General features: G+C 34.9%; 13 protein-coding genes. 11 read left to right on the top strand and 2 right to left on the bottom strand.

All coding sequences use genetic code 11. From position 1 onward, the window contains the following. Nucleotides 1-50: 50 nt before the first annotated feature. Genes VG895_02470 through eno form a run of 7 tightly spaced genes read left to right on the top strand, consistent with a single transcriptional unit; the run spans nt 51 to nt 7,682 of the window. Nucleotides 51-656 (top strand): crossover junction endodeoxyribonuclease RuvC, encoded by a 606-nt coding sequence (locus tag VG895_02470; GenBank protein HWA51891.1) that lies wholly within the window; start codon nt 51-53, stop codon nt 654-656. Next, nucleotides 634-1,035, top strand: a complete 402-nt coding sequence (locus tag VG895_02465; GenBank protein ID HWA51890.1) for a putative metallopeptidase — start codon at nt 634-636, stop codon at nt 1,033-1,035. The genes VG895_02470 and VG895_02465 overlap by 23 nt, the downstream gene beginning before the upstream one ends. After that, the gene (locus VG895_02460) at nt 1,032-1,691 is read left to right on the top strand and encodes a hypothetical protein (GenBank protein ID HWA51889.1); all 660 of its coding nucleotides are present in this window, start codon (nt 1,032-1,034) and stop codon (nt 1,689-1,691) included. Before VG895_02465 ends, VG895_02460 begins: the two co-directional genes overlap by 4 nt. Before the next feature lie 8 nt (nt 1,692-1,699). Next, a complete protein-coding gene (locus VG895_02455; protein HWA51888.1) occupies nt 1,700-3,046 on the top strand; it encodes a phosphomannomutase/phosphoglucomutase in 1,347 nt (448 codons plus the stop codon). A 1-nt stretch (nt 3,047) separates the two neighbouring features. Further along, nucleotides 3,048-4,109 (top strand): bifunctional phosphoglucose/phosphomannose isomerase, encoded by a 1,062-nt coding sequence (locus VG895_02450; protein HWA51887.1) that lies wholly within the window; start codon nt 3,048-3,050, stop codon nt 4,107-4,109. 6 nt (nt 4,110-4,115) lie between these two features. Continuing rightward, a complete protein-coding gene (gene ppsA / locus VG895_02445) occupies nt 4,116-6,401 on the top strand; it encodes a phosphoenolpyruvate synthase (protein HWA51886.1) in 2,286 nt (761 codons plus the stop codon). Further along, complete coding sequence (gene eno, locus VG895_02440; GenBank protein ID HWA51885.1) at nt 6,402-7,682, top strand: phosphopyruvate hydratase; 1,281 nt, start codon at nt 6,402-6,404, stop codon at nt 7,680-7,682. Between the two features lie 14 nt (nt 7,683-7,696). Here the strand turns inward: eno and VG895_02435 are convergent, their stop codons facing one another. Further along, the gene (locus VG895_02435; GenBank protein HWA51884.1) at nt 7,697-8,323 is read right to left on the bottom strand and encodes a DedA family protein; all 627 of its coding nucleotides are present in this window, start codon (nt 8,321-8,323) and stop codon (nt 7,697-7,699) included. A gap of 60 nt (nt 8,324-8,383) precedes the next feature. Between VG895_02435 and VG895_02430 the strand changes: the two genes are divergently transcribed. Continuing rightward, entirely contained in the window at nt 8,384-8,794 is a 411-nt protein-coding gene (locus tag VG895_02430) for a hypothetical protein (protein HWA51883.1), read from the top strand. Nucleotides 8,795-8,797: 3 nt separating this feature from the next. Here the strand turns inward: VG895_02430 and lexA are convergent, their stop codons facing one another. Then, the gene (lexA, locus tag VG895_02425) at nt 8,798-9,418 is read right to left on the bottom strand and encodes a transcriptional repressor LexA (GenBank protein HWA51882.1); all 621 of its coding nucleotides are present in this window, start codon (nt 9,416-9,418) and stop codon (nt 8,798-8,800) included. Between the two features lie 90 nt (nt 9,419-9,508). Here lexA and VG895_02420 point away from each other — a divergent pair, with 90 nt between their 5' ends. From VG895_02420 to VG895_02410, 3 genes are all read left to right on the top strand, one after another. Next, the gene (locus VG895_02420; GenBank protein HWA51881.1) at nt 9,509-11,479 is read left to right on the top strand and encodes a fibronectin type III domain-containing protein; all 1,971 of its coding nucleotides are present in this window, start codon (nt 9,509-9,511) and stop codon (nt 11,477-11,479) included. A gap of 37 nt (nt 11,480-11,516) precedes the next feature. Further along, nucleotides 11,517-13,502: an excinuclease ABC subunit UvrB gene (gene uvrB, locus VG895_02415; protein ID HWA51880.1), complete on the top strand. Its 1,986-nt coding sequence runs from the start codon at nt 11,517-11,519 to the stop codon at nt 13,500-13,502. Between the two features lie 143 nt (nt 13,503-13,645). Continuing rightward, nucleotides 13,646-14,098, top strand: a complete 453-nt coding sequence (locus VG895_02410; protein HWA51879.1) for a type II toxin-antitoxin system death-on-curing family toxin — start codon at nt 13,646-13,648, stop codon at nt 14,096-14,098. Nucleotides 14,099-14,175: the final 77 nt, after the last annotated feature.

Raw genomic sequence — 14,175 nt, 5'->3', positions numbered from 1 at the left:
AAATCTAATGCTAATTATTTATTTTTACAAGAAGCGTGTATACTGGTTTCATGCTTATTTTGGGTATTGACCCTGGAACTGCGACGACTGGCTGGGGACTAATTGAAAAACTTCAAGACAAAGATTTTGAAATACTTGAATGGGGACTGATTGAAACTAAAAAAGAAACAGCTCCTCATATTAGACTTCACGAAATACATGAACAAATGCTTTCTATCTTGGATAAATATCGACCAAATGTTTTGGTAATGGAAAAAGTTTTTATGTTTAATAATGCAAAAACTGTGATAAGAGTAAGCCAGGCACAAGGAGTCATTCTCCTTGCATCAAGCAGCTGTGGTTTTGATATTGAAGTTTATGAATATGCTCCGCAAACAATTAAAAAATTAATTACAGGGTCGGGGCGCGCCAAGAAAAAGGAAATGGATATAGCGGTGCATGCAATACTTGGAAATAAACTTGACAAAAAAGATTTGAAAGACGGGTTTGGAAAATCACGAAAAATGACAAAGACTTATGTTGATAATGCAATTGATGCACTTGCGATTGCAATGAGCCACTTGATGAAACTTCAGGAAGATATATTATCTAAGCAAGTTCCCCACGCTTCGCGCGGGGGCCTCAGAAAACGCAATGCGAAGAAAGCGGACAAATAAACCTGTTGAGTGGATTAAAGACGATACAATTCGCGAACGGGTAGTACGACTTGTAGTAGACTTGGAAATAGATTGGGTAATGCCTGATTCGATTCGAACTTTTCGTTCTTATAATTCAAACAGTAATGCTATTGCAAGGATTTGGGGACTAAATAAAATCTGGCAAATGGCCTTGGACTCTGAACCGATGTATGTGATTGAAGTAATCTCTGAGCGCTTCGACTGTTTAAATGAGCGAGATAAAGATGAAGTTATTTTACATGAGCTTGCACATATTCCTAAAAACTTTTCCGGAGCTCTGATGGCACATTCTCACGGCAAAGGTGCGTTTCATGATAAATTGGATGAATTTAAAAGAAGATACAGAAGATTAAAATGAGAATAAGTTTGATTCATGGGGAAGATACGACAAAAGCTTATAAAAAATTTAGCGAATTACTTTCTCAATCTAAAAAAAGAGGGTTTGAAATAATTAAAATAAAAAATACACGCGAAGTTGTGTCTCAAACTCTTTTTGAAGACAAAACAGTTTTTGTTTTGGAGAAGCCTAATAAAGTATATATCAAAGACTGGAAATGGCTTAAGGAAAATGCTAATAAATATAATTCTAATTTGTTAATTTTTTTTGAAGGGAATGCAGGAGTTGTGATAACTAAGAATTTGCCAAAAGAAGCGAAAGTGGAAATGTTTGAATTACCCAAAAATATTTTTCTTTTTTTAGATGCACTTTATCCGGGCAATTCCCGAATCGCTTTAAAGCTTTTTAATGACACAATTAAAACAGAACCAACCGAACTTGTATTTCATTTAATGGCCAGACAGTTGCGGGATTTATATTGGGCGCAAATTGGCAAGGACGAAATGCCTTTGCCAAGCTGGAGGATCGAAAAATTATCCCGACAAGCTGGGAAATTCAGGCTTGAAAATTTACGGCGCACAATAAATAAATTGTCTGACATTGATATTAAAGCAAAAACAACTGAAGCAGATCTAAAAACTTTGCTTGATTTATTTATTATTGAGGAATTAAAATGAGCTTAACAATGGACACTTCTATTTTTAAAGCGTATGACATTCGCGGAATTTTCCCGACAACTTTAAACGAAAATATTGCTTACAAAATAGCTCAAGGGTATGCAGAGTATGTAAAACCACAGGCGCCAGTTGTTGTGGGAAATGATGTTCGCCTTCATAGTGTTGAAATAAAAAATGCAATTATTCGAGGGCTTAATGATGCTGGAATTGATACTGTCGATGTTGGTTTAATAACGACTGATATGCTTTATTTTTGCGTTGGAAGTTTTGGCTATGGAGGAGGAATTCAAGCAACTGCATCTCACAACCCTCCAGAGTGGCATGGAATAAAAATGATTCGCGAAAAAGTTATCCCGCTTAATCTGGAAGAAGGAATAAATCAGATCAAGGATTTTGTGGTGCAAGGAAAAACGATAAATGTGGCAAATAAAGGCAAAAACGCAACAAGAGATATTGAAAACGAATATTGCCAGTTTATTTTAGGCTTTTTAACACAGAAAAATATCAAACCAATGAAGATAGTGATAGATCCAAACTTTGGCTACAGTGGAAAAATTTTTGAAAAGATAATTGAACTTGGAAATTTGCCAATAGAATTAATTAAATTAAATTTTGAACCTGATGGAACTTTTCCAAAAGGAAGACCAGATCCTTTTATTCCGGAAAACAGAATTGAATTTATGGATTTAGTGAAAAATAGCGAAGCGGATTTGGGAATTGCCTGGGACGCTGACGGAGACAGAGTGTTTTTTTGCGCTGATGGCGGCGAATTTACCGAGCCTTATTATCTAAATACAATTTTAATAAAGCAAATGCTTGCAGATCATCCGAGGGAAAAAATTATATATGATCCAAGATATACCTGGGCCTTGATTGAAGCAATTAAAAATGCAGGTGGAGAAGCTTTGCTTTGCAGGGTTGGACATTCATATATAAAAGAAATGATGCGAAAAGACAACGCTCTTTTTGCAACGGAATCAAGCGGACATACTTATTATCGTGATTATTTTTTTGCTGACTGCGGAATGATCCCCCCAATGCAAGTAATTAATTTTTTATCCAGCAATAACGTAAAGCTTTCTGATTCTGTAAAACCTGTAATGAATAAATATTTTATTTCAGGAGAAATTAATACAGAAGTAGTTGATAAAGAAGCTAAAATGAACGAAATTGCTGAAAAATATAAAGATGGACAGCAATCAAGACTTGACGGAATTGCAATTGAATATCAGGAGTATAGATTTTGTGTGCGGCCAAGTAACACAGAAAATTTATTAAGACTCACACTTGAGGCAAAATCTAAAGAATTAATGGAAGAGAAACGGGATGAAGTATTACGATTAATAAGATCATAATATGCTTGATGACCTGCCAAAAATTTCTCAACTTGATAAGGGAAATATTTTATCTTCAATAGAACATTTGCCGGAACAAATTCAGGATGCCTGGAATGAAATACAAAAAGTAGAATTACCGCAGGAATACGGAGACTGCCAAAATATTGTGGTTGCTGGAATGGGAGGGTCGGCTTTAGGAGGACGCATTGTCCATTATTTGGAATTTAAAAATTTGAGAGTACCAGTTGAAGTTGTTACAAATTATCACTTACCTTCTTATGTAAATAATAAAACGCTTGTAATTTTGTCCAGTTATTCGGGAAACACTGAGGAAACAATTTCATGTGCTGCAGACGGCGTAAATAAAAATGCCAAGATCTTTGGAATTGAAACTGGCGGTAAACTTCTTGAAATCTTAGAAGAACATAAACTACCCTTTTATAAAATTGATCCAGCAAATAATCCGAGCGGACAACCAAGAATGGGTTTGGGTTATTCGATTTCAAGTATTTTGGCGATTTTAAGCAAACTTAAATTTATTGATATTGAAGATGATGAAATTTTAAACGCAATTGAAATTACAGAAAAGTTTGTAAAAGAATTTGGAGTACGCAGTCATACAGAAAACAATATTGCAAAAAAACTTGCAGATAAATTGGCAAATAAAATTCCTGTTTTAATTTCCAGTGAACATTTAGTTGGCTCGACCCATGCTTTTAAAAATCAACTGAATGAAAATTCTAAAAATTTTAGTATGCATTTTGAAATTTCAGAATTAAATCACCATTTGATGGAAGGACTAAAATATCCAGCAAAGGCAAAGGAAATTTTACATTTTGTTTTTTTTGAAAGTAATAATTATTTTGAACGAATACAAAAGAGATATTCAATTACACAAGACGTGGTAAAACAAAACGGATATGGATTTGATATTTATAAAATGCAATCTAAACATAAACTTGAAGAAGTTTTTGAGTTACTTGCGCTTGGAAGTTATATAAGTTTCTATATCGCAATGATTCATGGAATCGATCCCAGCCCAATTCCTTGGGTTGACTATTTTAAGAAGAAAATGGAATAATGGAATATGGCTGCCAACGATAAACTAATACTTCAGTTTAAAGATATTGATAAAACAATGACTTCCCAAGTAGGCGGAAAGGGTGCAAACCTAGGCGAAATGACGCAGGCAAAGTTTCCTGTTCCAAACGGATTTGCTGTAACTGTTGCTTCATATAATTTGTTTTTGGATGAAAATAATTTAAGACCTGAGATTAACGGAATAATAAAAACTCTTGATGTAAATAATGCTGACCAGCTTGAGAAAGCTGCAAGCGCGATTCAAAATAAACTTTTGAAAGCTAAAGTCCCTGATGCTGTTGGAAAAGAAACAATAAAATCTTATCGGAAACTTTCGGGAATATTTAAGAAGGCACAAGTTGCTGTTCGCTCCAGTGCAACTGCTGAAGATTTGCCGGGAATGAGCTTTGCAGGACAACAAGCTACATTTTTAAATATTAAAGGTGAATCAAATTTATTGAACTCGATTCGCGAATGCTGGGCTTCGCTTTTTACAGCGCGCGCAATTTTTTATAGAGCTAATAATAAAATTCCAACAGAAAAGGTGGGAATCTGCGTCATTATCCAAAAAATGGTTGAGAGCGAAGTTTCTGGAGTTATGTTTACAGTTGACCCGGTTAAAAACGATAAAGAAAGAATTGTGGTTGATACAGTTTGGGGATTAGGCGAAATGATTGTTCAGGGATCTGTTATTCCAGATCATTATGTTGTCCAAAAAGGAACTTTCTCAATTCTTTCAAAAGAAGTTTCTGATCAATCAATACAATTAATTAAAGTAAATGGAATTACAAAAGAAGTTGAAGTTCCTAAAAAACAAAGAGAGAATCAGAAAATTACTGATGAAGAAGTAGTCGAAATTGCAAAAATTGGGAACAGACTTCAGGAACATTATTATTATCCTCAAGATGTTGAATGGGCTCGGGATAAAGACGGCGGGATATATATAGTACAGACTCGTCCAATCACAACGCTTGATGCAAAACCAAAAGCAAAAACTAAAATGGGCGAATCCGATGTAGAAACAGCACAAACACCAATACTTACGGGAATTCCCGCATCTCCCGGAGTTGGAACTGGGCCAGTACGAGTTCTGAAATCTCCGAAAGAAATTGATAAGGTGCATCAAGGTGATGTGCTTGTAGCTAAAATGACTTCTCCGGATTATGTTCCTGCAATGAAAAAAGCTGCAGCAATTATTACTGATGAAGGTGGAGAAACTTCACACGCTGCGATAGTTTCCCGAGAGCTTGGAGTTCCTTGCGTTGTTGGTACAAAAGAAGCTACCAAAAAACTTAAAGATGATTTTGTTGTGACTGTTGATGGCAAAGCTGGGATGATTTATTTAGGAGCAAAAGTAAAAACTGAAGTTAAAGCGGAAGCAATGGAAACGCAGTACCGTAAAACTCGTAATACTAAGACTGCAACACATGTTTATGTAAATTTGGCTGAGCCTGATCGAGTAAAAGAAATTGCAAAGCGAAACGTAGACGGAATAGGCCTTCTTCGAGCTGAGTTTATGATTGCAAATATTGGAGTGCATCCGAAGCAAGCTATTAAAGACAAAAAGCAAAATGATTTTATAAATAAGCTTGCTGATAATTTGGAAGTATTTTGTAAGGCATTTGGAGATCGACCGGTCGTTTACCGTGCAACTGATTTTAAAACAAACGAATATCGCCAACTTAAAGGCGGAGCGAATTGGGAACCAGTTGAGCCAAACCCGTTGATGGGATTTAGAGGAGCATTTAGATACGTATCAGACCCTGAAGTATTTAATCTTGAACTTAATGCTATTAAAAAGGTACGAAGTAAACACAAGAATTTACATATCATGATTCCATTTGTGAGAAGCCCTCAGGAACTTGCAAGAGTTCGAAGACTAGTTGCATCTGAAGAATTATTTAGAACAGGAGATTTTAAATTTTGGATGATGTGCGAACTTCCGGTGAATGTAATTTTACTTGAAGATTTTATAAAAGTGGGAATTGATGGGGTCTCTATTGGAAGTAATGATTTATCAATGCTTTTACTTGGAACAGATCGAGACAATAGTGAGGTCGCAAGCGAATTTGATGAAAGATCACCAGCGCTTCTTTGGGCATTAAGACGCATTATAAAAACTTGCCATAAATACGGCGTGACTGCGTCTATTTGCGGACAGGCTCCAAGTACTTATGACGATTTGGTTGAAGAGCTTGTAAAAATGGGAATAACTAGCGTTTCAATTAACCCTGATGCAATTGACCGAGTGAGAAATGTAATTTATGAAACAGAAAGGAAGATAGGAAAATAAATGGCAAAAGTGCAAAAAATTTGGGCTAGAGAAATTTTAGATTCCAGAGCAAATCCTACAGTTGAAGCTTATTGTCTTCTTGATAATGGAATTGTTGCGATTTCATCAGTTCCATCTGGAATTTCAACTGGAACATATGAAGCACATGAACTTCGAGACGGAGACCCAAAGCGATATAAAGGAAAGGGAGTATTGAAGGCTGTTGAAAATGTAACTAATATACTTGGCCCTGCAATTATTGGAATGGATCCAAACCAACAGGAAGAAATTGATAAAAAAATGATGGCATTGGACGGGACAGAAAATAAAGAAAAACTTGGGGCAAATAGTATTTTATCTATTTCCGAAGTTGTAGCTAAAGCTGCGGCTCTTGATAAAAAAGAACCGCTTTTTAAGTATTTTTGGGATGTCTCAGAACAAAGACAAATTCCAGTTCATAAAAAAATTCCAACACCACTTTTTAATATGATTAATGGAGGACTTCATGGAGCAGGAAATTTGGATTTTCAGGAATTTTTTGTAATTCCTGCTTCTTCCAAAAGTTTTTCTCAGGGTCTTGAGATGGGTGTGGAAATTTATTTGAGTATCGGAGAGAACCTGGCGAGACGCGGGGCAATTCATAGCGTTGGAGACGAAGGAGGATATGCGCCAAATCTTTTTACAAATGCTGATGCACTTGAAATCTTAGTTGAATCGATTCGCGAAACTTCGTATGTTTTGGGGTCTGATGTATTTTTGGGATTAGATGTTGCTGCAAACTCTATTTACAAAAATGGCCGTTATTCAATCAGAGATAAATCAGGGCCGCTTGATGAACTTGCGATGATTGATTATTTTAAGGAACTTAATTTTACATACCACCTTGAAGTGCTTGAAGACCCTCTTTATGAAGATGCTTGGACTGGATGGAATAAATTACTTCAAACTCTTGATCCTCAAATGTCTATTGTCGGTGATGATCTTTTAGTAACTAATCCAAAAAGAATTGATAAAGCAATTGCACAAAAAGCTTGCAATACAATTTTAGTTAAGCCAAATCAAATTGGAACTGTGACTGAAACTTTGGAGGTTGTTAAAAAAGCTCGAGATGCAGGATGGAAAGTAATTGTATCTCATCGATCTGGAGAAACTACTGATACATTCCTTGCTGATTTTGCTGTTGGAGTTGGAGCTGATTATATAAAAAGCGGAGCTCCTGCCCGCGGAGAACGCGTTGTTAAATATAATCGCCTTTCTGCAATTGAATCTGATATGAAACAAATGGGAGTACTTCCGAAGTAACTTTTAGATAACAATTAATTTTTGGGGATATATTTTTTAACTTGAGCTAATATTTTTTTTCTATGCTCATATGCTGAGGGCATAAAGGAAACTATAACTATTAAAATAATTAATGGAATTAAATATTTATCTACGTTTGGAATAACTTTACCAAGGAAATATCCTATTAGAAGCATTAAAGTTGACCATGTGACTCCTCCTGCTATATTAAAAGTAAGAAACTTGCTGTATTCCATTTCTCCAATGCCTGCAACAATTGGAGCAAAAGTTCTAACATAAGGCAAGAACCTTGCTAGAATAATTGTTTTGGTACCATTCTTTTTGTAAAATTCTTCTGCTGTTGTGATATGTTCTTTGTTTCTCAAAAAAGACTCTTTTCCTTTGTTGAAAAACTTTTTACCAAATTCTTTTCCCATCCAATATCCTGTTGAATCTCCAAGAACTGCCGCTAAAGCAAGAAGAGGAATCAAAACTAAAATATTAAAATATCCTTGAGTTGCAAGAAGCCCTGCTGTGACAATTAAACTGTCTCCTGGAAGGAAAAAGCCAAAAAATAAACCAGATTCTGCAAAAATGATGGCGAATAAACCAACATATCCAACTGCTTCAATTACTTTTGCAAGATCTATTCCAAAGAACATAACTTTTAAATTGTAATGGAATTGATTTTATTTTACTAGTAGCTTGTTTTATAATTACATATGCTTGAACATGATTTAGATCCACAATATTACGTCGACCGTTTGTATATGTTTGGTTTGTTTTCGGATGATTTGCCTAATGAAAGAGTTGGGGTTTGGCATCCTGATTATCCGATGATGAAATGTAAGGGAAATACTATATGTGGGTTAATGGCTACGCTTTGTAATTTGCAGGATTCTGGATTATTGACCGATCGAAGAGATAATAAGGTTATACAGTATTTTATAGATTATCCTTGGGATTTTGATAGATTTACTACAGTTGAAGAAATTGAGATGATAAATGTTACTCTTGGTCTTGTTGGTAATTATTTAATAAATCGGTATCAATTAAATCTTGATAAAACTAAACTAAATCAAGAATTTGTAAGTTTAAAAAGAACTTTGAGAGCTAATTGGGGTGTTGAATGAAATTTAATTTACAAATTTTCTAATTACGCCAACGCAAATGCCTTGAATTTTGACGTCTTTGGCGAAGATTGGTGACATTGTGGAATTTGCTGGTTCTAATCTTATTCTTGTTGCTTCTTTGTAAAATCTTTTGAGAGTTGCCATGCCATTTTCTAGAAGAGCGACTACGATTTGCCCGTTTCTTGCAACGTTTGTTTCCTGAACTACAACATAATCTCCGTCTTCGATTGCAGCTTCGATCATTGAATTACCTCGCACTTGTAAAACGTAAATTCTTTTTCCACCTGCTGCAAATGATGGTGCAATGTCTATGGTTGCGTTTGGATCAGTATAGGGTTCAAGGGGAGATCCTGCTGCAATGAAACCTAAAATTGGTACTGTGATTGATTTTTTCTCCGGATTGAATTTCTCGTCAATTAATTCTATTGCGCGGGTTTTGCCGTGTTCTCTTTTTATTAAACCTTTTGCCTCAAGGGTTTGTAAATGTTCGTGAACTGTTGCAAGTGAACTGACATTTAAAGCGTCAGCTATCTGGCGAAGAGTTGGAGCACTGCCTTCGGTTTCGATATGCTGCTTGATAAAATCTAAAATTTGCCTTTGTCTTTTGTAAATTATTACTGCCATAGTTAATAATAACAATTTACAAATTTAACCCGAAGTTGTCAAGAGGGAAAAGGATTTGATTGACAACTTGTCATAAGATATGATGAAAATATGAGACAATCGATCCTTGTAGTTTTATTAATTGTTTCTTCTCTGATTTTATTATCCGTTCGAACAGTTAAAGCGTATTATTCTAATATGCCCGCAAGTATGGTATTGGGGCAGACAAATTTTACAGATAGTGCTGGCGGGCTTGGCCCAAATAAATTTTTTGATAATACGACACATCCGACAAATACTGGTTTAGTTGGAATTTTTGTAGATCCTTTAGGAAGGTTGATAATTTCTGATTTTAGCAATGGACGAGTATTGATTTGGAATAAAATGCCTACGACAAATGGCGCTCCGGCGGATTTGGTTTTGGGTCAACCTGATTTTAATAGTAATTCGAAAAACGCTTGCGCTTGTGATACACCCGGCCCAAATACTTTAGTGAATGTGGGAAATGTTTATTCCACTGGAACTCAATTGTTTGTAGCGGATCAGAGCAATAATCGAGTTTTAATTTGGAATACATTTCCGACTCACAACTTTCAGGCAGCGGATGTTGTGGTTGGTCAGGCAGATTTTACTTCGACAGCAACTACATGCAATGCTTCAACGATGTATATTGCTGATTATGTGTATGTGTATGGGAATAAGCTTTTAGTTGCCGACCGTAACCATAGCCGAATTTTGATTTGGAATTCAATACCAACAGTGAACGGGACGCCAGCTGATATAGAACTAGGGCATAGCGGTGGGCTGGCTGATTGTACTGGATCAAGTGCTAATGCAAGTAATTTTGCCATTCCGGAGGGGATTCTTGTTTATAATGGAAAACTTTTTGTTGTTGACCATGATTATAATAGAATTTTGGTTTGGAATACTTTTCCAACACAAAACAATCAGCCAGCTGATTATGTGATTGGTCAACCTGATTTTACAACTACATCTTCTGGTACAAGCGCTTCAGAATTTAGTGCTCCTCTGCAAGCGTATATAGATAATAATAGACTTTTTGTGACTGAAGAGTCTAACAATAGAATTGTTGTTTTTAATTCAGTTCCAATAACAAATGGAGGTGTAGCTGATTTAGTTCTTGGCCAACCAAGTTTTACTTCCAATTCTGCAAATGAAGGGGAAGCTACTTCTGCATACGGTTTTAATAAACCAAGAGGAATTTTAGTATATAACAATCAACTTTTTGTAGGTGATCCTATTAATGCACGCGTGCTGATTTTTAATAATGTAATTGGAACACCCCAGATGAACATAAATACACCTTTTACTGACATTGGAAATGGAAGACTGGAATTGAAAGGAAATGTGCAATTGGGAGAGAATGGTCGCTATGCAATGCAGTGGATTAAGGCAGATGTGAACGGATCTGGGCTGGGAAATGTAAGCAATCTTTTTGGAGGAAGAAGTATCAATGCAACTACGACATTGTATGATTTTGTTAACGACTTTGATCCAAGAATCAATGGTGGAAGCAGCAACAACTTTACTCTTGACCTGGTGGCAAGCAGTTTTAATGCTGATACTACAAGTTTGTTTTATTTTTTGCCGTTTAATTTAAATTATGTCAGGAAGTCTAACAATAATTTAAATATTGATTTTACAGTTAATAATTTAAATATTCAAAGAATAAAAGATAATATTGATCACTTTAAAATTGAATATCGGAAAGAAAATGATTCTTCATGGTTGACTTTGGTGAATAGTATAAGTACCGACAAAATATCTAATGCTGGAGAAATTAATCTTGTGACTTTAAATGTCTTAAAAATTGGGACAAAATACAATGTTAAAGTGGTAGCTGTTTCTAAGAATTCTAATTGGGAGCAATCGAGTAATGTTCTTAGTTATTTTTTTAATGTGCCTAATCAAAAGAAGAATATAATTGTTAAAAGTGCCTTGTCTACATCCGTTACGTCAACTCCTTTGCCTACTTTGGTAGTAGATACTCCAATGCCAGTTTTGCCTGTTCCGACAGTTTCACCACAAGCTAAAACATGTTTTCTTTTTTGGTGTTGGTAACTTCGTTTAATCTTTGGGTTTGTGGTATAGTTATAATATGAAATTTAAACTTAATTCTAAATTTGGATTGATGGGAGATCAGCCTCAAGCTGTTGAAAAATTAGTAAAAGGAATTGAAGAAAAAGATCCTTACCAAGTTTTACTTGGGGTAACGGGATCAGGCAAAACTTTTACAGTAGCCAATGTTATTGAGCGTACTCAACGGCCAACGCTTGTGATTTCTCACAACAAGACCCTTGCCGCGCAGCTTTATCAAGAGCTTCGTGATTTTTTTCCCGAAAATGCAGTTTCTTATTTTGTTTCTTATTATGATTATTACCAGCCAGAAGCTTATATTCCTTCAACTGACACATATATAGAGAAAGATGCTGGAATAAATGAACTAATTGATAAATTGAGGCTCGCTGCAACTACAAATATTTTGACTCGTAATGATGTGATTGTTGTTGCTTCGGTTTCGTCTATTTATAATATTGGTTCTTCAAAAGAATTTGGGAAATTTATTTTGGAAATTTCAAAGGACATGAAAGTAAGCCGAGAACAAATTATTGACAGGCTTACAAACTTGCAATATGAAAGAAGCGATTTTGGATTTCACAGAGGTACATTTAGAGTAAACGGAGATATTATTGATGTTTACCCTGCATACGAAGATTTTGGAGTAAAAATAGAACTCAAGGATTATAAAGTGTTCAATATACAGAAATTCGATCCATTAACTGGAGTAAAAATTGATGAGGCGATGAAATTTTTTGTTCTTTATCCTTCAAAACATTTTGTAACGGACCCGAATCAAAATAAAGATGTGTATGAAAGAATTGCAAAAGATATGCTTTCAAGAGTTAATGATTTGAAAAAAGAAGGGAAAGAACTTGAAGCACACAGACTTCAGCAAAAAGTTACTTATGATTTGGAAATGATACGGGAAGTTGGTTATGTAAAAGGAATTGAAAATTATTCAAGATATTTTGATGGACGAAACCCAGGAGATGCGCCGTTTTCGTTGCTTGATTATTTTAATGACACTTATGGAAAAGACTGGCTAACTGTTGTGGATGAAAGTCATATTACTTTTCCACAAATACGTGGAATGTTTGCAGGAGATTTTTCTCGAAAACAAACTTTAATTGAATATGGATTTCGTTTACCGTCAGCTTTAGATAATAGACCACTTAAATTTGATGAATTTATGAGAAGAATTCCAAATTTTATTGCAGTTTCAGCAACTCCTGATGATTGGGAAATTTCGATGTCTAAGAACCATATTGTTCAACAGCTTGTTCGCCCAACTGGAATTGTTGATCCAACTGTTGAAATTCGACCAACTGCAACACAAGTAAAAGATGTAATTGAAGAAATAAAGAAAAATGCTGAAAAGGGCGAGAGAACCTTGGTTACAACTCTTACCAAGCGAACTGCTGAAGATGTCGCAAATTATCTCGTTGATCAGGGAATAAAAGCTGAATATCTTCATAGCGACATTAAAACTTTGGAAAGGACTGATATTTTGGATAATTTAAGGCGAGGAGATTATGATGCTCTGATTGGAGTAAATCTTCTTCGAGAAGGACTTGATCTTCCTGAGGTTTCATTGGTTGCAATTTTGGACGCAGATAAAGAAGGATTTCTTCGAAGCGAAGTAAGCTTGGTGCAAACAATGGGGCGCGCTGCAAGGCATGTAAAAGGGCGGGTAATTTTGTATGCAAATAAAGAGACAAATAGCATGAAGAAAGCGCTTGATGAGATAAAGCGGCGCCGTGAATATCAAACAAAATGGAATGAAGAACATAATATTACGCCAACAAGTATTCAAAAACCAATTAGAGAAAGATTGGTTGAAGAAGATGTGGAAGCTGAGGAAGAGCTTGATCCAGTTTATGCTTCGAATAATATTGATGCATTAACACCGATGGATAAAAGAAAATTAGTTAAAAGACTTAAAAGGGAAATGAAAATTGCAGCGGATGATATGAATTTTGAGCTGGCTGCAAAACTCAGGGATAAGATTAAGGAATTAGAATGATGTGATATTATAATTATATAATATGAGAATATTTGGAAAAAATAAACCTAAAGATACTAAAAGAAATAAGTTAATTAAAAAGGCGATTAAAAAAGCTGCAAGGGATTATAAAGATACTTTTGTAAAACTTGCTAGCGCATAAAATGTTTTGGGTACAGATTGATGATTTTGAAGCTATTTGTTTTAATTTCTGTACAGAATTATTTACATTTAATGAACCAATTCCGAAGTTTACTACGAGATATTCAGGTATTCTTGAATCTTGTTTAAATAGTCCGCTTCAACAAGCATTTGGAAATGATTTATATCCAGAATTTAATGATAAATTGGCAATTCTGTTTTATTTGTTAAGTAAAAATCATCCATTTGTTAATGGTAATAAAAGAATGGCTGTAACTACTTTGTTGGTCACACTTTATGGCAATAATAAATGGATGAAAGCGACTTCTGAAGAAGTTTATGAAATTGCTGTAAAAGTTTCTGAATCTAAACCGAGAGATAAAGATAAAATTATTGTTATGATTAAGGATTTTTTAAATAAAAATATAAGTGAGAAAACTTTGATTGATAAATTATTGGAGTTAATTAATAAATAGCCTCTTTCCTTTTTCTTTTGTTGGGGTAATATTAGGGATATCTCTATATAAATAGTGATATAATAAACTCACCACTG

It is taken from the genome of Patescibacteria group bacterium (genome assembly GCA_035549555.1).
In the GTDB taxonomy this organism is placed as follows: Bacteria; Patescibacteriota; Microgenomatia; order UBA8517; family UBA8517; genus Co84-156.
Note: the sequence above shows the minus strand (reverse complement) of the source record. Positions and strands in the feature narration are given on the sequence as shown.